The 20,639-nt window shown below is 48.5% G+C and carries 17 protein-coding genes, 1 other RNA gene and 1 pseudogene; 15 read left to right on the forward strand and 4 right to left on the reverse strand.

Annotated elements, in window-relative coordinates; genetic code table 11:
* Positions 1–468: pseudogene (locus tag IDZ20_RS06830) on the forward strand (hypothetical protein); the annotation flags it as partial.
* Complete coding sequence (locus tag IDZ20_RS06835; RefSeq protein ID WP_188150682.1) at positions 465–1,427, forward strand: FHA domain-containing protein; 963 nt, start codon at positions 465–467, stop codon at positions 1,425–1,427. The pseudogene IDZ20_RS06830 and the gene IDZ20_RS06835, both read left to right, overlap by 4 nt.
* 194 nt (positions 1,428–1,621) lie before the next feature.
* On the opposite strand, the gene IDZ20_RS06840 is transcribed toward IDZ20_RS06835, so the two are convergent.
* The 4 genes from IDZ20_RS06840 to IDZ20_RS06855 all read right to left on the reverse strand — a co-directional run bounded on the left by IDZ20_RS06840 (position 1,622) and on the right by IDZ20_RS06855 (position 8,478).
* Positions 1,622–2,962 carry an MFS transporter gene (locus IDZ20_RS06840; protein ID WP_188150683.1) on the reverse strand — a complete coding sequence of 447 codons (1,341 nt, stop codon included), beginning with the start codon at positions 2,960–2,962 and terminating at the stop codon, positions 1,622–1,624.
* A 255-nt stretch (positions 2,963–3,217) separates the two neighbouring features.
* Complete coding sequence (locus IDZ20_RS06845) at positions 3,218–3,694, reverse strand: hypothetical protein (protein WP_188150684.1); 477 nt, start codon at positions 3,692–3,694, stop codon at positions 3,218–3,220.
* Between the two features lie 316 nt (positions 3,695–4,010).
* Entirely contained in the window at positions 4,011–6,446 is a 2,436-nt protein-coding gene (locus tag IDZ20_RS06850; RefSeq protein ID WP_188150685.1) for a glycoside hydrolase family 94 protein, read from the reverse strand.
* Between the two features lie 124 nt (positions 6,447–6,570).
* A complete protein-coding gene (locus tag IDZ20_RS06855) occupies positions 6,571–8,478 on the reverse strand; it encodes a sodium:solute symporter family protein (RefSeq protein ID WP_188150686.1) in 1,908 nt (635 codons plus the stop codon).
* 975 nt (positions 8,479–9,453) lie between these two features.
* Between IDZ20_RS06855 and IDZ20_RS06860 the strand changes: the two genes are divergently transcribed.
* From IDZ20_RS06860 to IDZ20_RS06920, 13 genes are all read left to right on the forward strand, one after another.
* Positions 9,454–10,284, forward strand: a complete 831-nt coding sequence (locus tag IDZ20_RS06860; protein ID WP_188150687.1) for a DUF4380 domain-containing protein — start codon at positions 9,454–9,456, stop codon at positions 10,282–10,284.
* 84 nt (positions 10,285–10,368) lie between these two features.
* Positions 10,369–11,226, forward strand: a complete 858-nt coding sequence (gene trxA, locus IDZ20_RS06865) for a thioredoxin (RefSeq protein ID WP_188150688.1) — start codon at positions 10,369–10,371, stop codon at positions 11,224–11,226.
* A 358-nt stretch (positions 11,227–11,584) separates the two neighbouring features.
* Positions 11,585–12,700 (forward strand): phosphoserine transaminase, encoded by a 1,116-nt coding sequence (locus IDZ20_RS06870; RefSeq protein WP_188150689.1) that lies wholly within the window; start codon positions 11,585–11,587, stop codon positions 12,698–12,700.
* Between the two features lie 438 nt (positions 12,701–13,138).
* Positions 13,139–14,317, forward strand: coding sequence for a 3-phosphoglycerate dehydrogenase family protein (locus IDZ20_RS06875; RefSeq protein ID WP_188150690.1), 1,179 nt, complete (start codon positions 13,139–13,141; stop codon positions 14,315–14,317).
* 150 nt (positions 14,318–14,467) lie between these two features.
* Positions 14,468–14,564: signal recognition particle sRNA small type (gene ffs / locus IDZ20_RS06880), an RNA gene on the forward strand.
* A gap of 160 nt (positions 14,565–14,724) precedes the next feature.
* Positions 14,725–16,866, forward strand: coding sequence for a DNA polymerase III subunit gamma/tau (gene dnaX / locus IDZ20_RS06885; RefSeq protein ID WP_188150691.1), 2,142 nt, complete (start codon positions 14,725–14,727; stop codon positions 16,864–16,866).
* Positions 16,867–16,889: 23 nt separating this feature from the next.
* On the forward strand, positions 16,890–17,210 hold the full coding sequence (locus IDZ20_RS06890; RefSeq protein WP_188150692.1) for a YbaB/EbfC family nucleoid-associated protein: 321 nt from the start codon (positions 16,890–16,892) through the stop codon (positions 17,208–17,210).
* A 27-nt stretch (positions 17,211–17,237) separates the two neighbouring features.
* A complete protein-coding gene (gene recR / locus IDZ20_RS06895; RefSeq protein WP_188150693.1) occupies positions 17,238–17,831 on the forward strand; it encodes a recombination mediator RecR in 594 nt (197 codons plus the stop codon).
* A 9-nt stretch (positions 17,832–17,840) separates the two neighbouring features.
* On the forward strand, positions 17,841–19,034 hold the full coding sequence (gene rnd, locus IDZ20_RS06900; RefSeq protein ID WP_188150694.1) for a ribonuclease D: 1,194 nt from the start codon (positions 17,841–17,843) through the stop codon (positions 19,032–19,034).
* A 48-nt stretch (positions 19,035–19,082) separates the two neighbouring features.
* A complete protein-coding gene (locus IDZ20_RS06905; RefSeq protein ID WP_342745122.1) occupies positions 19,083–19,361 on the forward strand; it encodes a YcgL domain-containing protein in 279 nt (92 codons plus the stop codon).
* A 47-nt stretch (positions 19,362–19,408) separates the two neighbouring features.
* Complete coding sequence (locus IDZ20_RS06910) at positions 19,409–19,852, forward strand: YcgN family cysteine cluster protein (RefSeq protein ID WP_188150695.1); 444 nt, start codon at positions 19,409–19,411, stop codon at positions 19,850–19,852.
* Between the two features lie 80 nt (positions 19,853–19,932).
* Positions 19,933–20,157 carry a SlyX family protein gene (locus IDZ20_RS06915; RefSeq protein WP_188150696.1) on the forward strand — a complete coding sequence of 75 codons (225 nt, stop codon included), beginning with the start codon at positions 19,933–19,935 and terminating at the stop codon, positions 20,155–20,157.
* 58 nt (positions 20,158–20,215) lie between these two features.
* Entirely contained in the window at positions 20,216–20,575 is a 360-nt protein-coding gene (locus tag IDZ20_RS06920) for a hypothetical protein (protein ID WP_188150697.1), read from the forward strand.
* Positions 20,576–20,639 lie beyond the last annotated feature (64 nt).

Raw genomic sequence — 20,639 nt, forward strand, 5'->3', positions numbered from 1 at the left:
GACTGCTGGGGTAATAGTCATGAAGATGAAAAAACACATGTTTTAACGGTCAATAAAGGGTGCAATAGTCGGCAACCTATTTATTTGTCCCACAGGTTTAATACCGGTTACTTCGAGTACGAATTTAGTCTTATTGAAGCCGAGGGCTGGTCTTCCTATGCGTTTTACAATCTAGCGTCACAGCAGTTTTCGAGTGCGAAGCCGTCCACTTCGGCGGGCAAGGATAATGTCGCTAACTTTAACTGTATTGAGAAAAATATCGAGGAGCGGGGCGTACTACAGCAGCGCGTGGCATTTTGTACGCGCCCCTATAAAGAACTCAAAAAACTTTATGATGCGCTCTATATTGGCGTAAGTGTAAGCCAAGAAAATAAAGCGCTTATGGAGCACTTCTTTATTGCTGGGGTTTCTCAGTCGGATGCGCAGCTTTTTCTCCAGAATTTTATCGGACAGGCGAGTTTTAAATGATTGTTGAAATCGTCAGCAAGGCTGGCAAAAGAATTGACGTTCATGTTTTCGAAAAGAACTCCATTTCGATTGGACGGGGTTACGACAACGATTTGATTTTAAGCGACCCCTATATAGAGGGGGAGCATTTGCAGGTGTCGCTCGATGCGGAATCCGGTGATTATCAAGTCGAGGATTTAGCAACCCTCAACGGCACTCGCTTAGATGGCTCGGGGCAGACATTGCAATCTTCTTCACTCAAGCAGGTTTCCGCTGGCCAACCAATATGTATCGGTAAAACTTATTTGCGTTTTGTGAGCAAGAGCGAGCCGTTACCACGCACGCTAAAACTCTCGTCATTCGAACCAATGTTACATCGCATTTCGGGGTGGTGGGTTGGTCTAGTTGCGACCTGTGTGCTTATCGGTTTGGTGGTACTAGATGCGTATATCAGTAATCCCTATTCCGAAGAGTTGTTGAAAGATTTTAATTCGGTGTTGATCGTACTGGCTATGGTTGGTGTTTACGCAGGGTTTTGGGCCTTGATCGCGCGTTTGAATAGTCGTGAAGCACGCTTTTTTATGCATGCGAACCTCATCTTGCTGGGGTTTATTGTATTGTCAGTACTAGACTATCTAAGCTACCCCTATGAGTTTAATTTTGGTTGGCTGGTGCCGTTTACGCAGCTGAATATTGCCGTAAATCTTGTGGTGCTTACCGCCGTCTTTTACATTTCTTGCCGTCAGGCGACGGAGTTAAAGGCTTGGTTGTGCACTTTGCTTGGTATTGTACTGGGTTTGCTTTTTCACTATCAGCACATTAGCGTCGCGCTTTATCCGCCGGATTTTATTGCATCACCGAGTTATTCCATGGCCCTGACACCACCTTCGCTGCAGGTTACTGGTGGTGTATCAAGAGATGAATTTATCCGTTTAGCGAATGACAGCTATCAATTACCGCCAGAAGACGAAAACGAATAAGTTTAAGTACTTATTATTAGGATTGGATTTTGTTTTGCGTGAGGTATTGAATCTGCGGCCAGTGTTAAGAGTCCTGGTAATGGTTTAGGCTTTCGATAGGATGCTCCACCCCTGTATTTTCTGTAGACATAAAAAAGCCGCTGTAACTTAGTAAGGTTACAGCGGCTTTTTAGTTTAGATGTGTGAGCGTGGCGCTAGCTCGACTTTAAACTATTTTGAATATCATCCATGGTCTTGTCGCTTAGTTGATACGCCATCATTGATAGGGCCGCCACGACTGAGAGAACGCCTGGGATAATGGTGAACATCATTCGAATCCCCATGATGGTATCTTCTGGTTGGGCAACATTTGGTTCGTAGTTGAAGAAGGCTAACAAAAAGCCACCAGCGGCGCCGCCCACCGTCCAGCCCATCTTTTGAGAAAAGGAAGCCCCAGAGAAGATTAAGCCGTCGATACGATGGCCACGCTTAACCTCTGTGTAATCTACGATATCGGCGTACATTGAAAAAACAATTACGGTAATGGGCCCGGCCATTAAGCCGTTGCTGAAATGCAAGATACTGAACAGCAGCATATTGTCGGGAGACACGAAATACACTCCGCCGATGGTAATGGCGTTAAACATCATAAGACCGATGTAGATCATTTTTTTGTCGCGGCCGCGGCAGATCCACTGGGTAAGTGCCGCGCCAATAATGTTACATATGGTGAACCCCGACATGTACCACTTGGCAATATCTTCGGCGCCAAGGTAGTACTTGAAGTAATACATAATAGATGCGCCGCGAATCGATACCCAGCTGAGGGTGAAGATACCTACAAAGAACAACACGATGAACGGAACGTTGGTTACGAGGTTTCTTAAGTCTACTAAAAACGGCGAGCGCTCTTGTTTGATTGGCTTAACGCGTTCTTTAGTCCAGCTAAAGGTTAAGAATAACAGCACGGCAAATATTACTGAGTAGAGCGCCATGGTCATCTGGAAGCCTAACTTGTCGTCGCCTTCACCGAACCAGCCAACCAAATCAAGCGTTGCAAACTGTACGACAAGGCCGGCACAGTAAGCGCCGACTAAGCGCGCGGACGATAATCCGTTGCGCTCATCGCGGTTAGATGTCATTACACCAAGCATCGAGGAATAGGGGATGTTGAGCGCGGTATACACCATACCCACTAGAAAATAAGTAACGTAAGCGTAAACCACTTTATTTTCGTCGCTGATATCGGGAGTGGTAAAGCATAAGGTGGCGACTATGCCGAGCGGGACTGCACCGAACAGCAGATAGGGTCTAAATTTACCCCAGCGTGTTTCTGTACGGTCGGCGAGCATGCCCATAATGGGGTCGTTAACAGTGTCCCAAAGACGGGTCAAAAGAAACAAGCTGCCTACCGTTAATGCGGAAATGCCGAAGACATCCGTATAGAAATAGGTTCCAAAATAAATAAAGGTCATCCATACGAAATTGAAGGCGGCGTCGCCCATGCCGTATCCGATCTTTTCTCGTAGCCCAATTTTGGCAAAACTGGCAGTCATATACATCTCCACTAGGTATTGAAATACCACTCGTTATTGTTTTTCCACTGTAAGGTCACCTCAAGGAAAGGTCGCTATATGGGGCAGCGCCGCTAATCATGGGCTCGGAACAGTATACAGTTGTTGTTGGCGAATAGGTATTGGTGCTTGGCGTTGTATAACACCAAAAAAAACCCCGCCTAGGCGGGGTATAAAGTAGACCGTTGGGATGTGTAAGCCGAGCACTAAATAAGTGCTTCAGGCGGTAGCCGTAAGTTAGTTACTAGCGGTTTGAATCAATACACTAGCGCCACGACGTAAGCTGGCAAAAGGGCGGGTCTTGTTGTTATCGATAACTTTCACGTTCTCGCCGAATTGAACTTCAATAATCTCACCTGTGGAATCTTGACGAACGCGTGCAGTTTTTGCGGAGCTGTTGATGCTCACAATAACGCCTTCAATATTGTCTTCAGTAGCGGTAAGTGTGCGCTTGTTAATCACAACTTCTTGGCCGCTGGTTAGCTTGGCTAGGTCGGCAAACTCATCGCTTCCCATTACAACTTTTGCGGAGCTGCCAAGGGTTACGGTAGCGCTGGTGCCAGCTTTACTCTTAAGGACTAATTCGCGACTTTCGGTGTTAATACTTTCTAGGGTGCCGGTTACGCTTTCTTTGGAAATGATCGAATAGGCGGCGGCGAAAGGTGCGCTAAGAGTTAAGGTTAGAGCTGATACTGCGATTATTTCTTTCAACATGGTCGTATTCCTTCGGGTTAAGTGTTTGGTTTGTGTTTGATTTGATGTAGTTAGTTTAGGTAAAAACACGACCTAGTGTTACCTAAAGTTACGGAAGTTTTAGATTGTTTTGTCCGTAAAAGTAACGAATCGCTATCTCTTATTCATATGAGCGTTGTTTTGTGTCTTTATTGAGGTGTTTTTGGTTTTAAATGGAATAAGTGGCGGGTTTTGCGGGTTTTTTGGTAACGTTTTGTTAAGCCAAAAAAAAGCCCTGTATCGCTACAGGGCTTGTTCGAGTTTAGTGTTTCTGGCGCTAGCCAAAAATCATAGAGGCTTAGCCAAGTGTCACAACAACTTTAACGTTACTGCCTTCGGTTTGAGCTGGGATCACATTCCCTTCTATGGCAACGCCGTCAACGGTAATAGAGGCAACGCCTTTGCTAACGTTGTTCGGGTTCTTAACCACGATTTCGTAAGTAGCACCGCGGAACTTGCGGGAGACGGTGTAGCCTTTCCAATCCTTAGGGATGCAAGGGTCTACAGCAAGACCTTGGTAATCTGGTTTAACACCTAGGATGTACTGGGTAATTGCTACGAAGTTCCACGAGGCGGTACCTGTTAGCCAAGAGTTTTTACCTTCGCCAGGCTTGAATGCATCTTTACCCGCTACCATCTGGCAGTAGGCGTAAGGCTCAACCTTGTGCAAGTCACTGATGTCTTCCAAGTAAGCTGGTGCAATTTTACGGTAGGTATCAAAGGCGCGATCACCGTTGCCGATAAGAGTTTCAGCAATCGTAATCCAGGGGTTGTTGTGGCAGAAGATACCGGCATTCTCTTTATAGCCCGCAGGGTAAGTAGAGATTTCGCCGTACTCGATATAGTACTTAGTAAAGGCTGGTTGCTGCAGCACAATACCGTACTCGCAATCTAGGTGCTCTTTAACAGAGGCCATAGACTTGTGAACCATGCCTTCTTCTAAACCGATACCGGCCATGCCGCAGAAGCCTTGAGACTCGATGAAGATCTTGCCTTCTTCGTTCTCTTTGCTACCAATCTTCTTGCCGTAGTAATCGTAGGCGCGCAGATACCATTCGCCGTCCCAGCCATCTTTCTTGACCGCTTCGATCATTGCGTCGACGTGCTTTTGCGCTTCGGCAGCATCTTCTTCGTTGCCGATCACTTTACAGAGCTTGATGAATTCTTTGCCGTACAGCACAAAGGAGCCAGCGATCATCAAGGATTCAGCGGTAAAGCCTTTCTTGTTGCCGGTGGTTTGGAAAGATTCATTTGGATCTTCCGAAAAGCAGTTTAGGTTTAGACAGTCGTTCCAGTCGGCGCGACCGATCAATGGCAAGCCGTGAGGGCCCAGGTTGTTAACTGTGAAGTAGAAAGAGCGCTTCAAGTGTTCAAAGTGGCTTGTGGCTTTACTTTCATCGTTATCGTAAGGGACTTGAACATCGAGAATGCCAAAGTCGCCAGACTCTTTGATGTAGTCGGTAGTTGATAAGATTAGCCAGAGTGGGTCGTCGTTAAAGCCGCCGCCAAGGGTGTGGTTACCGCGCTTAGTAAGCGGTTGGTACTGGTGGTACGCCGAGCCGTCTTCAAACTGGGTGGAGGCGATATCGATAATACGTTCGCGTGCACGCGCAGGTACTTGATGCACGAAGCCGATCAGGTCTTGGCTGGAGTCGCGGAAACCCATGCCGCGGCCAATACCGGTTTCGAAGAACGAGGCGCTACGTGACATATTGAACGTCACCATGCACTGGTACTGGTTCCAAATATTGACCATGCGGTCGAGTTTGTCGTCACCACTATCGACAGAGTAGGTCGACAGTAGGTCGGTCCAGTAGTCGGCCAGCTTGGCTAATTCAGCATCAACTTTTTCAACCGTGTCAAAGCGTGCTATCAGTTCTTTTGCTGGGTTTTTGTTGATTATGTTTTTGCTTTCCCACTTGTTGTCTTTGTCTACTTCGATGTAGCCAAGTACGAAAACTAATTCTTTTTCTTCTCCCGGTGCGAGTTCCACTTCAATGTAGTGGGAGGCACAAGGTGACCAGCCGTGAGCTTCTGAATTGCGTGGCTTACCTTCGAATACCGCATCTGGACGATCGAAGTCGTTGTAGAGGCCTTTCCATACATCGCGATCGGTATCAAAACCTTGGATTGGGGCATTTACAGAGTAAAAGGCGTAGTGGTTGCGACGCTCTTTGAATTCGGTTTTGTGATAGATAACAGAATCTTCAACTTCGACTTCACCCGTGGAGAAGTTACGCTGCAGGTTTTGCATGTCGTCTTCTGCGTTCCACAGGCACCATTCAGCCCAAGAGAAGAACTTCAGCTTTTTGGTTTCGCTGGAGGTGTTCTTTAATTTAACTTTTTGTACTTCGGCCCAGGTTTTGAGGGGGATGAAGTAGGTTACTTCAGCTTCAACGCCATTGCGTTCGCCGGTAACACGGGTGTAGCTCATGCCGTGGGCGCATTCGTACTTATCTAAGTCTGCTTTTACAGGTTTCCAACCGGGCGACCAAACGTCACCGCCGTCGTTGATGTAAAAGTATTTGCCGCCGTTATCTACAGGTACGTTGTTGTAGCGGTAGCGAGTTAAACGGCGAAATTTAGCATCCTTGTAAAAGGTATATCCGCCAGCGGTATTAGAGATAAGACTGAAAAAATCTTCGTTCCCAAGATAGTTGATCCAGGGGTATGGTGTTTTGGGATTGGTGATAACGTATTCACGAGCGTTATCGTCAAAATGACCAAATTTCATTATTTCTCTACCTTAGCTAGTTGGCGATAGTTGGAATTTAATAATTGTTTTTATATAAAAGAAAACACAGGGCGCGACGGTTTAGGTGGCGCTCTGTGTTCCCGGTCGGGCTTTCAGCAGTAGCTTATGACGCTTTTGCTAGTTTCTTTGCTTGTTCCTGAGCGATTTCCTCTTCCGGCCAATCGCTTAGGTTTTGGAACCATGTTTTCCAGAGAATTAGCCCTGTGCCGATTGCAATAGCTGCAGTGAAGGCGGCAGAGTAAAACTCTTTAATAACAAAGAATATTGGCAGTGCTACAAGTGAGGTTTGTAGAATGATGCCGACAGCGATGTTAAACATGTCGCGCTTGAAGTTAGGGTTGCGCTTGAAGCTTGGGTCTTCGGCAGCGACCAAGTCGTGGATTGGCCCCCAGAAACCCCAAGGACGCACCTTTTTGTAGAACTCCTTCAAACGAGTCTTATCTTCCTCTTCACTGGAAATACTGCCGACAACAGCGGCAATACTAGAGAGCAGCAAAATGATTGGGAAGCTATACAGCGGCAATATATCGCTTGGCGTAGCTGGAAGCGCAAGCTGTAATAAAGGCGGTACAAACATTGCGCATATGATACCGGCGGTCATACCACTGAAGTAACCCATGCCGTTAAAGCGCCACCAATACCATTTCAGTACGTTGGAAACCGTATAGCCGCCCCATAGGCCGGACACGATCCACTGTAGGACGGAGTTAATACTAGTAACGAACAGGCCGATACAGGTACTGATCAGTACTACAGCAACTGAAACAACATAGCTCATACGAACCAGTGTTTTTGCCGAGGCTTCTGGGTTGATGTAACGACGATAAATGTCGTTTACCAGGTAGGCCGGGGCGGCGTTAACCGTAGAGGCGAATGTCGACATAAATGCCGCTAGCAAGCCTGCAAGTAATAACCCCATAACACCGGCAGGAGCAAACTGGCTGATCGCGGAAGGTAGAATGTTTTCAAAGTCGACACGATCGCCCACTTGAAGATCCAGTTGCGAATAAAAAACCAGTGCCAGAACGGTAAAGCCGGCAATCATCAAGTAGCGGATAGGCATCAGAACAACCGATACAAAACCGCTCATCTTCGCCGCTTCGCGAGGCGACTTGGTTGCCAAAATCTTTTGCATATCGTAATTGGGTGCTGGGCCAGCTGCACTGATAAGCACACCCTTAAACAGCATCATCATTACAAATATGCCGAACAGCTCGTAGCCATCGGAATTAATTTTTTCCATGACTTCGGGGATTTTGTTCGACCAGTCCATGCTGAGGTTCCAGCTAAAGAATGGGTTTGACCAATCCGCCGGGACGGCCGCTTGGAAGGCTTCTGGAGACACCTGCATCATTGCGATAGCCGCGATGATAACCGCCGATACAGCCATGATCGTGAATTGCAGCAAATCCGCCCAAACAATACTCAGCATTCCGCCGAGCATTACGTAAAAGGTTGCGATGGAGGTAAATACGATGCCGTAAAGGTGTGGCACGTATTCTGGCGTTACGCTAAACGGAACGTAGGGCGATACGGTTTCCCATGGGATGAAGATTTCCATGAACTTGCCGATGCCGACAAACCCGTAGGCAAGGAAGCCCAAAACACTAATAAGTGCAAAGACCACGATGATGCCGTGGGATAGCTTGCCGCCGAGGTCATCGCCAAAACGGGTGCGGATCCATTCTGCGCCAGTCAGCACGTTGGAGCGACGCAACCAGAGCGATAAGAACACCATCAGGAAGACTTGGTTGAATACCGGCCATAGCCAAGGAATCCAAATACTCTTTAAGCCATATACAAAAAGAAGGGTTACAAGCCACATCGTGCCAGAGATATCAAACATGCCAGAGGCATTCGACAGGCTTAGCATATACCAGGGCAGGGTTTTGCCGCCGAGGAAATAGGAGTCGAGGTTTTTAGAGGCTTTGCGTTTTAGCGCTAGGCCAATGACTACCGTACTGGCCAAATAGAGGCCGATGATGGATAAGTCCAAGAAAGTTAAATGCATATGATTAAGACGCCTTTCGTTCTTATAGTCTTTGTCGTTAGGTAACGCAGGACGAGCACAAGCTAAGTTCAGCTTTAATCGACCCCAGTACAACTACCTCCAGTGAACGTAGCTTGAGGCAACTGTGTGTCGATGTGCTCAATAAATGTGTGCTCTCGCTCACCAAGTAGTTGCGGCAATCTATGGTGGTAACCAGTAAATAATTGGCGCGCCATTTTTTGCTCGGTGCTGCGGAGCATACAGGGCCGGTATTTTAGGAGAAATTGAGAGTTTTAACAGTACTTTGCCGAAAAATAGTAGGCTAATCGCCGATAATTAGCACGAAAGTGCCTATTGATATGGTGAAAACCGAGGTTAGCTGGAAGTTTGCTTGGGATGATTGAGAGCGCTGAGCTTTAGCTGTGTGTTTTTCGGCTATCTGGTGGTCTGTATGACTATAACCTGCTAGGTGTTCTGACCGTTTGTCAGGGTATGCTTCCCATCTTGTTCTGGTTAGTTGTTGGCCTATGGATCGATGTTGTCATGATGTAATTCGCGCCAATCTGTAACCGTTTACAATGTGTGTTTTTGTGATTGATCGATACATATCGACGCAGTTGTTGACTTTTATGTTGGTGTTGTCCGTTTTTAGTTAGATGTCCTTGTTGGTTGTAGCGGTGTTTGTCATTTGTGGTTTGTGCGTGTTATAAAGCCACAAGTTTGGGTTGGGCCTACAATCAGCGTTGTTTTGTTCTAAGTGTCGGCGCGAGAGCCGGGTGCAATGCGTAGGTGGGAGGTGGTGGTTTCGAATTGGCGCCTGTGAAAACCCAAAATAGCACCCAATTATTTTGTGGGTGTTTGAGGTCGGTTTTTGTTTGATTCGATGCCGCGAACAATAATAATTAGCCAGCGTTTCAGGTGGTCGGCGATCCGTTTAGTTTTTTTGATGATCGTTCCGTTAGCTTGTTTTTCTGGGGTTAAATACTGGAGCGTTTTGTGGACCAGGAACAATATTGCATCGAGCTGCAATCCGGCGATCGACAGATCTCGGTCAGTCGCTACGGCGGTCGTATTTTAGGGTTTAGTATCGAGGGGCGAAATGCGCTCCTCGACACCGGTATTCAGACCGGCTCTACTTTCTGGCCGTCACCTCAATCGCTGTGGGGGTGGCCCCCTCCGCCGGAGTTGGATGAGCACCTCTACGATGTTTTGGGCGCTACAAATACTAGCGTGTTGCTTCGCAGTCAGCCGTGTGCTGCTCTTGGGATTCAGCTTTATAAGCGTATTACGGCAAGTTCGCATGGTTTTAATGTCAGCTATACCATTGAAAATGTTTCAGATGAAATCGTTACCATGGCCCCTTGGGAAATTAGCCGTATTGCCGGTGGTTTGACTTTCTATTCGGCCGATACGGGGCCTGAAGGGTTTTCGACCTGCGCTGTAGACTTCGCAGTAGATCATTATTGGTATCGGTATTGCCCTGAGGGCTTGGTAGGTATTCCGAAGATCTTTTCCAATAATTCCGGTGGCTGGATTGCCAATGCTAATAATGGTTTATTGTTGATAAAAAAATTCCCGAGCGTCGACCCTCAAGAAATTGCTCCGCGCGAGGCGGAAATAGAAATCTACGCGCATGCGGACATTAAAAACCCCTATATAGAAGTGGAACAGCAAGGTCCGTTTACGGCAATAATGTCGGGGCGTCGCCTTGAGTGGGGGGTTGAGTGGGCGCTGTATCAACTGCCGGAGTCGCTGGATGTCAGCGTTGGTAGTGAGTCGCTGCTCGATTTTGTTGAGTCGACGTTTGCTCAGGTGGAAACGCCGTAGTTTGCCTGATTGTTAGTTGTTAGCGGCGCTGGCGAATTGCGGGGCTGTGCCGGTTAGTTTGAAAATGAGGTTATAAAGTCTTACATGGAACACTTAAGCGTTATTGATATAGACCAATCCAATGCCCAGCAGTATTTGATTGATGAGTCATTCTCGCGGCCCGTATTGGTCGATTTTTGGGCCGATTGGTGTGAGCCCTGTAAGGCCTTGATGCCAGTTTTGGAAAAGCTTGCGGCTGAGTTTTCCGGGCGATTTTTGTTGGCGCGAGTAAATGCGGATACTCAGCAAATGATATCGTCTCAGTTTGGTGTGCGATCTTTGCCGACTGTAATGCTTATGAAGGATGGTCAGCCGGTCGATGGCTTTACTGGCGCGCAAACTGAAGTGCAGGTGCGCGAGTTTTTGGCTAAGCATTTGCCGAAACCTTGGGATGAGGCCGCAGCGTCGGCGAAGTTGTTACTGGAGCAGGGCGACGCGCAAAGCGCATTGCCGATTTTGCAGCAGGCATCCAGCGAGTCGGCGCAGCAGGCGAATATCCAGTTGCTGTGGGCGCAGGCTTTGTTGATGCTTAATCGGGTCTCTGCAGCGGAAGAGCTTCTGGCGACGATTCGCATGGCGGATCAAGATGAGCATTACCACCTATTAATGTCGCAGTTGGAGCTGGCTCAGCAGGCGGCCAAGGCGCCTGAAATTGAGCAGTTAGAGTCTCAGTTGGCGCAGTCACCAGATGATATCGAGCTTACTTACTTGCTGTCGATACAGTATGGGCAGCACAAATACTTTGGTGAGGCGTTGGACATGTTGTACCGCGTATTGCAGCGCGATCTCGGTTATCGTGAGGGTGAAGCGCGCCGCAGTTTTAACGATATTTTGGCTGTTTTAGGTAAGGGTGATCCGCTCGCAATTCACTATCAGCGCAAGCTGTATACCTTGCTCTACTGAGTCTTATATGTAGTTTACTAAAGTAACGATATTGGTATGGCGCCGCCTAGCGCGCCCTTTGTTGGTGTAGGCTGTGGTCTTGCCGTCTCGCTTGATTCTGATTGATCTCAAAACGCTCTAATATTCCGGCCCTGCTGTGTTGGGTCGAGGAGCAGTCTGCAGCGAAATATTTTCCGCATTGGCTTTGCTGGAGAGGTTAACAATGGCATAATGCGCCCCATTTTTCGGGTGTATTGGTCTCCCGTAGCGTTCGCTTTGTATTATTTGCTGTATCGTTTGTAAGTCCTACAAGACCAAATTCAGTCCAATCCAGTCACAAAACCCCGTTTGGGGTTTTGGCCGTTTTTAGAGGAACAAAATGCAACCGCAAGCCAAGCCCAACAATCCAAACTTTTCTTCTGGCCCCTGCAGCAAACGCCCTGGTTACGATGTAACGGCGTTGGAGCTGGGTACTCTTGGGCGTTCGCATCGCTCCTCTATCGGCAAGGTCGCGCTCGGTCGAGCCTGTTCCGAAACTGCGGAGCTATTGGGTTTGCCTGAGGGTTACCGTGTTGGCGTCGTGCCGGCCTCCGATACCGGTGCGGTAGAGATGGCAATGTGGTCGATGCTGGGAGCGCGCCCAGTTGATGTGCTCGCTTGGGAATCTTTTGGTAGTGGTTGGATAACCGATATTACTAAACAGCTAAAGCTCGAAAATGCGACAGCAACCGTTGCTGATTACGGCAAGTTGCCAGACCTTGGCGCGGTAAATTTCGACAACGACGTTGTTTTTACCTGGAATGGCACGACCTCTGGTGTGAAGGTTCCAAACGGCGACTGGATTCCGGACGACCGCAAGGGCTTGACTATTTGTGATGCAACCTCGGCTGTGTTCGCTATGGAAATGCCATGGGAAAAGCTCGATGTAGTGACCTACAGCTGGCAAAAAGTTCTTGGCGGAGAAGGCGCTCACGGCATGTTGATTCTCAGTCCTCGGGCTGTTGAGCGTCTAGAAAGTTACACACCATCTTGGCCGTTGCCAAAAATTTTCCGCATGACTAAAGGTGGTAAGTTGGATGAAGGGATCTTCCGCGGCGAAACAATAAACACGCCGTCAATGTTGTGTGTTGCCGACTATCTTGATGCACTCGGTTGGGTGCGTAGCTTGGGTGGTTTGAGCGGCGCTATTGCCAAATCTCAAGCCAACTTGGCTGTGGTTGAAAAGTTTGTAGCCGCAAACGACTGGATAAGCTTTCTTGCTGAAGATCCCGCCACGCTTTCCAACACCAGTGTTTGTCTAACCTTGAAGGCCAGTGCCGATCAGGTGAAGGCGCTTGTTAAGCTGCTCGATAGCGAAGCCGTTGCCTACGATATCGGCGCTTATCGCGATGCGCCGGCAGGCTTACGTATTTGGTGTGGTGCTACAGTTGAGGCCTCTGACCTAGAAGCCTTAATGCCTTGGCTGAGCTGGGCTTACGCCGAAGTGACAGCATAAGTAACGGAAATAAGTAACGCCATAGTCATCGGCTTAGGTCGTAGCTGAGGGGGGCGAAGTTGGCCCCTCTAGGCAAGTGCCATATTGCGTGGCCGCGAAAAGGCGGCTGCAGGCGAATATTTAAAACGTCGTTGTATTTACGTGATTGGCAGGCATAAAAAAGCCCTGGAGACCAGGGCCGAATCGAAGAAACAAGGTTTTACCTAACAGTAAAAGACTGGCAGCACAGGGCTGGTTCTAATCAATTACTCTCGGTACTCCTGTTATAGCAAATAAAGGGCCAACTTTTAAACCCTTTTAAAACAATGGGTTAGCGATTCCTTCCGGTTTTATTGTCAAAAAAGCCGACAAGGAAATCAAAAAAGTCGAGCCGAAGACGCCGCCTTACCCTCGCGAAGCGATTATTCGAATTCATAAAATCTAAAGGTGCAAAGCAGCATGTTTCAAGTTCGTACATACAACAAAATTTCCGATAAAGGCCTCAGTCGATTCCCTGCCGAAAACTACAGTGTTGGCGAAGGCGTCGACAAGCCGGATGCGGTGTTATTGCGCAGTCAAAAGCTGCACGATGAGACCTTGCCTGAATCTGTAATTGCCGTGGCTCGCGCTGGTGCCGGTGTAAACAATGTGCCGGTTGAGGACTACACCAAGAAAGGTATCGTCGTTTTTAATACGCCGGGAGCCAATGCAAACGCCGTAAAAGAGTTAGTGCTCGCAGGTATGTTGTTGAGCTCGCGCGGTATTTTACAGGGTCGCGAATACGTCAGCACCCTAGGTGAAATGACCGACGCGGGTGAGATGTCCAAGTTGCTTGAAGCGGAAAAGAAGCGTTTTGCGGGAAGCGAATTGGCTGGAAAAACCTTGGGTGTTGTCGGCTTGGGTGCAATTGGTTCAATGGTTGCTGAGGCGGCTCTAGCCTTGGGGATGGATGTCGCAGGTTTTGACCCTGCCTTGTCGGTGGAAGCCGCATGGCGCCTACCTAGTACCGTTCGCCGCAAAGAGAGTTTGCAAGCCTTGTTGAGTGAAGTTGATTACGTATCTCTCCACGTGCCAGCGATTGCGCCAACCAAGCATATGATCAACGCTGAAACACTCGCCGTAATGAAGTCGAGCGCGGTGATCTTAAATTTCGCACGCGACGCAATTGTCGATCAGGCGGCTGTAGTTGCAGCCTTGGATGCCGGAAAATTACGTCAGTATGTGTGTGACTTCCCGGAGCCATGCTTGATTGGTCACAGTAAGGTTGTAGCATTGCCGCACATTGGCGCTAGCACGGCAGAAGCGGAAGAGAACTGTGCGGTAATGGCGGTGAATCAACTGCGCGATTACTTGGAAAACGGCAATATTAGAAATTCCGTAAACTTCCCAGAAACACTTATGGCGCGTAATGGTGTTGGCTGTCGTATCACCTTTACCAATCAAAATGTGTCTGGCGTGTTGGGGCATGTGCTGTCTGTTTTCGCTGAAAATGACGTTAACGTGATCGATATGGTTAATAAAAGTCGCAATGATGTCGCTTACAATATCCTCGATTTGGCGATTCGTCCAAACGATAGTGTTATTGAAGCGATTAAAAATGTAGAGCATGTTTCGTCTTTGCGCGTTATATGCGGTTAAGTTTTAACCTATATCCTTCGCTGCGCCGAGCTTGCAGTAGTTGTTCTTAAAAAACCTCTGTCGCTCGGCTTGCATTGTTTGGTGAAAACCGGATAATGCGCAGCCCCTAAGGTGTGCTTTTTTCTTTGCGCACCATACTATGGTGGCCCAATTTGGTCCCCCCGCAACAGTTCGCTGTGAACTCCGCCAGGTCCGGAAGGAAGCAACGGTAACAGTACAATTGTGTGCCGGGGTGTGGCTGGGTTGGGTCGCCTCCCAACCTTTTTTCAATCTTCTTTTTTCTGCTTTTCGCCTCGGCTTGCGTTTTGAGTTTTCTGCTGCCTGCAGAAATTTATTAAACCTGACCCCAGCTCCATCGGCAGGTATAATGCCTTCCCTTATTCAAATCAAACAGAGACTCATATTTCATGAGCTATCAGGTACTTGCCCGCAAGTGGCGACCCGCTAACTTTCGCGAGATGGTTGGTCAAGAGCATGTGTTGAAGGCGCTGATTAACGCGCTAGATCACAACCGCCTGCACCACGCCTATCTCTTTACCGGCACACGTGGTGTTGGTAAGACGACGATTGCGCGTATTCTAGCCAAATGCCTCAACTGTGAGGTGGGAGTAAGTTCTGCTCCTTGCGGCGAGTGCGGCGCTTGCCGAGAGATTAGTGAAGGCCGGTTTGTCGACCTTATCGAAGTGGATGCAGCCTCGCGAACTAAAGTTGAAGATACCCGCGAGCTGCTCGACAATGTGCAATACGCACCGACTCGCGGTCGCTACAAGATTTACCTGATCGATGAAGTCCACATGCTCTCCAATCACAGTTTTAACGCACTGTTAAAAACCTTGGAGGAGCCACCGGAGCACGTCAAATTTTTGCTTGCCACCACTGACCCACAAAAACTGCCAGTTACAATTTTGTCCCGCTGCCTGCAGTTTAATCTCAAGAATATGAGCCCCGAGCGTATTGCCGGCCATCTCGACTTTATTCTTGAAAAAGAAGCTGTCCCCTTTGAGGAAAGCGCACTTTGGCTGCTGGCCCGAGCCGCTGATGGCAGTATGCGCGACGCACTCAGCCTTACCGATCAATCGATTGCTTACGGCAACGGCAAGGTGGTAGAGCAAGATGTTGCCAATATGCTTGGCACTATTGACCATAAATTAGTGCAGCGGCTTATCGACGCGTTGATCGAGAGTGATGGCAAGGCCATGCTCAATGCGATCGCGAAGTTTGCCGAACACGCGCCCGATTTTCATGCAGCACTGGGCGATATGCTCACGCTGCTGCATCGCATCGCAATTGCTCAAGCGCTGCCGGAAGCTTTAGATAACAGCTATGGCGATCGGAAAATAATATTGGAATTCGCGCGCCAGTTAACGCCGGAAGATGTGCAATTGTTTTATCAAACCGCGCTGATTGGACGTCGAGATTTGTATCTCGCCTCCGAGCCTCGCAGTGGTTTCGAAATGACCTTGTTGCGAATGCTTGCGTTCAAGCCGCAGGGATTAGTCGATGTGCCCACACGCCCGTTACAGCCCGCTAACCAAACGTCGTCTTCATCTGGGGTCGATTCCACAGCAGCGAGCGGGGAGCGCGCAGCCGCAGCGCCAGATAGCCCCGAGCCATCGGCATTAGCACCACCCGCACACCAGGCAGAATTTGATCAAGCTGCCGTGGCAGACAAAACCGCGCAAGACCATACCGCGGACAACTATTACGGGGAAGATAACAGCAATACGGAGGCGTCCACCCCAGTAAAAAAGTCCCTAGCTGAAGCCGCTATCGAGCCGAGTTCTATCAGTACTGAGTCGATCAGTGCGGTAACCGACGCTGCCGATGTGCACGCAAATGACGTGAACCCAACTATTGCGCCCGCCGCCGGTAGTGGTGAAAGCGCGCGAGCTTCAGCAGGCCTTGCCGAACCGGAAAGTAACACCGTAAACCATCAAATAAATGGCCGCGGCGTCGAACCGGCGAATGAGGTGGCTCGCGAATTAAAACAGCGCGTTAAGGATTTAGTCGGTAAAGAAGGTATTACTGAGCCGCCGAAAACTAAAGCCTCCATACCGTCAGCATCGTTAAATGTTGAGTCGAATAGCAATCCCTCGGTTGCCAATAAACCCCCATTAAAACCCCGGCCAACGGCAGCCAAAATTGCCTTAGACGCGTTCGGTCCAGACCAGTGGGTGAGTGTGTTTCGGCAGTTGAATATTAAAGGTATTTTGCAAAGTACGGCGGTGAACTGTGTGTTATTAGGCCGAGAAGAAAACCGCTTACATTTTGGCTTAGATGAAACCAAGGGTAGTTTGTTTGATACCTCTCATATCCAACGTTTAACGGGGATATTGACCGACTATTTTGCTCAGCCAGTTGTGGTTGACGTGCACTTGCAAGCGATTCCCGAGGGTTTTGAAACGCCGGCGCAGTGTGCCGATAGAGAAAAGTTGGAGCGTCATCACGCGGCGTTACATTCGCTCGCTAGCGATCCAATTGTGCAAACCTTAGAGCGCGAATTCGGCGCAAGTTTAGATGAACAAACACTTAGTTTTACCGACCAATAGAAAACACAATTACGGAGTTAACTATGACAGGCTTGGGCGATTTGATGAAACAGGCTCAGGAAATGCAAGCCAAAATGCAGAAGATGCAAGAGGATATTGCCAACCTTGAGGTTGAAGGCCAGTCCGGCGCAGGGCTCGTTACTGTCGTTATGACCGGGCGCCACGATGTAAAAAAAGTCTCGATTGACGATTCGGTTTTAACGGAAGGCAAAGAAATGCTAGAAGATTTAGTGGCGGCAGCAGTAAACGATGCCGTGCGCAAAGTTGAAGACACCAATAAATCAAAATTAGGCGATCTAACCGGCGGCATGCAGATGCCACCCGGTTTCAAAATGCCGTTTTAATTGTCTACTTAAGGTCGCTACCCGTTTATGTTTTCTCCCTTAATTGATCAGCTTATCCAGTCTTTGCGAGCGTTGCCGGGGGTTGGGCCTAAATCTGCGCAGCGTATGGCTTTTCAGTTATTAGAGCGGGACCGCGATGGCGCAGAACGCTTGGCTCAATCATTGTTACTTGCGGCCGCAAAGGTTCAGCGCTGCTGCGAGTGCCGCACGCTTACCGAAGAAAATCGCTGTGCAATTTGTACCAGCTCGCGCCGCGACCGCACGCTTTTGTGTGTTGTTGAATCGCCCGCAGACGTGGTGGCGCTGGAGCAATCGGCTACCTATCGCGGCGTGTATTTTGTGCTCTTGGGGAAGCTGTCGCCTATCGACGGCGTTGGTCCTAAAGAAATTGGTATCGACGTTCTTGAACAACGTTTTGCCACAGCTGAATTAACCGAAGTAATTCTCGCTACTAATCCAACAGTGGAAGGTGAGGCTACCTCTCATTACATTGCCGAGCGCGCAAAAAAGCACGGCATACGCGTTTCTAGAATCGCCCATGGTGTTCCCATCGGTGGCGAACTGGAATATATCGATGGCGGTACTTTGGCTCATGCCATGAGTAGCCGTCGCGAACTATAGGGATCTTTCATGTCGGCAGAGTTAGTAAACCAACCCATACACTGGGTTGATAATGCCACCCAGTTACAAACCTATTGCAAGCAGTGGCAGGCGTGTAAATTGTTAGCGGTGGATACCGAATTTATGCGCAGTCAAACCTACTACCCGATTGCCGGGTTGCTTCAGGTTAACGACGGCCAAGCCAATTACTTGATCGACCCGCTAGCGATTGAAGATTGCTCGGCGTTTGCAGAAATTTTGTTAAACCCGAATATCGTTAAGGTCTTACACTCCTGTTCAGAAGACCTGGAAGTGTTCCAGTATCTACTCGGTGTAATCCCCAAAAATTTATTCGATACGCAAATAGCCGCTGCCGCCGCCGGTTACGGTTTTTCGGTTGGTTTTGCGAATTTAGTTGCCGCGGTATTAGATAAGCAGCTACCGAAAGGCGAAACGCGTTCAGACTGGTTGCAGCGCCCGCTTAGCGAGGCTCAAGTCATCTATGCGTCTATCGATGTGGAATATCTCTATCAGCTAGTTTCTCATCTGATTTTAAAATTAAAAAATTTGGGGCGCGTGTCTTGGGTTGTAGATGACTGTGAGCAGACATTACTTGCCTATGCCGAAAACCAAAATATTGAGCAGAGTCATTTGCGGGTTAAACAGGCGTGGCGACTCAAACCTCGTAACCTTGCGGCCCTAATGAAACTGGCCAAGTGGCGCGAGCAAATTGCTCAGCAGCGAGACGTGCCGCGTAATCGCGTTATCAAAGAGCACTCGTTGTTAGATATTGCTCAAATGGCGCCGGAGCACGTTGGCGAACTGCGTAAGTTTGATGGTATTAGCGAGCGCATGATTCGCTCGGATGGCGAGAAGATCATCGAGCTAGTGGAAGAGGGCTTGAGTATAGAAGAGTGGGACTTGCCCGATCCTCTGCCGCGACCGCTATCAAGTGCCGAAAACAATTGGAGCAAAAAACTACGTGGCGTCGTGGTGGCCTTTGCTGAAGCCGAAAATATTGCTCCCGAGCTGCTGTTAAAAAAACGCGACTACGAAGCTTTAACGCGAGCGCTGGTTAAAATCGATAACCCAAGCACTAGCGCAGTGGACGGCGTACTAAAAGCTAACTTGATTGGCTGGCGTTATGATTTGTTGGCCGAGCTGCTGGCTCAAGCAATATTAAATCAAACGACGGATTCAGCATCGCCTGAAGCGGATAGTTGAGTTTCGCTGTTAGGTAAATTTTAAATTAGTAAGACAACGATAAATATTATGAAGCTACTAGTCGACATCTACCGCTCAAAAAATAAAGAAGGCATGTACCTCTATGTTCGCAAGGGGTTTGATTTGGATTTGTTGCCAGAGCCGTTGCGAAAACAATTTGGTAAAGCCGAGCAGGCTATGAGCCTGATGTTGACGCCAGAGCGAAAGTTGGCGCGGGTTAGTGTCGAAAAGGTAATTGCACAAATTGAAGCCGAAGATTTTTATTTGCAGATGCCCCCGCAGATCAATGAAGCCTATATGCAGCAAATACCGAACGATTTAATGTAGCGCGATAAAATGTAGCGCGATTTAACTTAGCAGCGAATCTTGTGGTTATGAAAAAGCCTTTTTGGCAGCGTAAAACCTTGGCGCAAATGAGCCCTGCAGAGTGGGAGTCACTCTGTGATGGCTGTGCAAAGTGTTGTTTGCACAAACTCGAAGATGAAGACACCGGCGAGCTGTTTTTTACCAATATTAGTTGTAGGTTGCTGGATGCGGAAAGCTGTCGCTGTGGTGATTACCCAAACCGTGTCAGTCAAGTGCCGGAATGTTTAGTTCTCAAGCTCAGTGAACCCGAAACCTTTGATTGGTTACCGCTAACCTGCGCCTATCGTTTAATAGCAGAAGGCAAGCCCTTGGCCGACTGGCACCCATTGGTCAGCGGCAGTGGCTCCAGCGTTCACAGCGCGGGCATGTCCGTGCGCGGTAGGGTGGTTGCAGAACAGCATGTTGCCGAACAAGATTATGAAGATCATGTTGTTTATTGGGTGGATGGCTAAAGCGCTTTCGAATCCTTCTGTTTCGTTATTTTTAGTACGCTAATCCCGATTAATCTTAGAAAATATTGTTAGAGAAACCTATGTCGGAAAATTTGGAAGCGATAGAAGACCTGCAAGCACGAATGGCGTTTCAGGACGATACCATTGGTGCGCTCAACGACCAGATTGCAAAGCTGTCTGGTGAGGTAGTGTCGTTGCAGCAGCAATTGCGAGAGCTGTATAAAAAACTGGATGAAGTTGCCTACGAAATGGAGCAGGGGAAAACGGGAGCCAGTGCTGGCAACGAGCCGCCGCCACATTACTAAGGCCAATTCTATAAAGCGGGTTCGAGATGAGTGATTATTTACGGGAGATCAATGAGCGATGATGACAGAAACTGAGTACCTATACGGATGGGGGTATTACCTGCTTGGTGCAATACTGCTTATAGGCTGCTGGTGGTTTTTGACCGCAAAGATTCGTGCTACAGAAGTGCGTCAATTGCTGCGAGTCATCGTGCCCGTCGCGATACTTACGCCTTGGTACACCAACGCCGAACAGCCTTACCTTTCGCCCGCATTGTTGATCAGCATCGTCGAAACCTTAGTCGATGGCGGGCAAGCTTTCTGGCGAGCTGGCACACCACTGATTTTTGCGGTACTGGTTAGTTTGCTTTGCTCGGGTCTTTATCAGGGTATCCGGTGGTATTTACAGCGTAACAAAATGAAAAATAGCGCCGCATAGCGCCTAAATGAAAAGCTAACACCGCACCAAAACTCGGCATATATCCGGCTTTACTGCTATAAAT

It is taken from the genome of Teredinibacter waterburyi, from assembly GCF_001922985.1.
Lineage (GTDB): Bacteria > Pseudomonadota > Gammaproteobacteria > Pseudomonadales > Cellvibrionaceae > Teredinibacter > Teredinibacter waterburyi.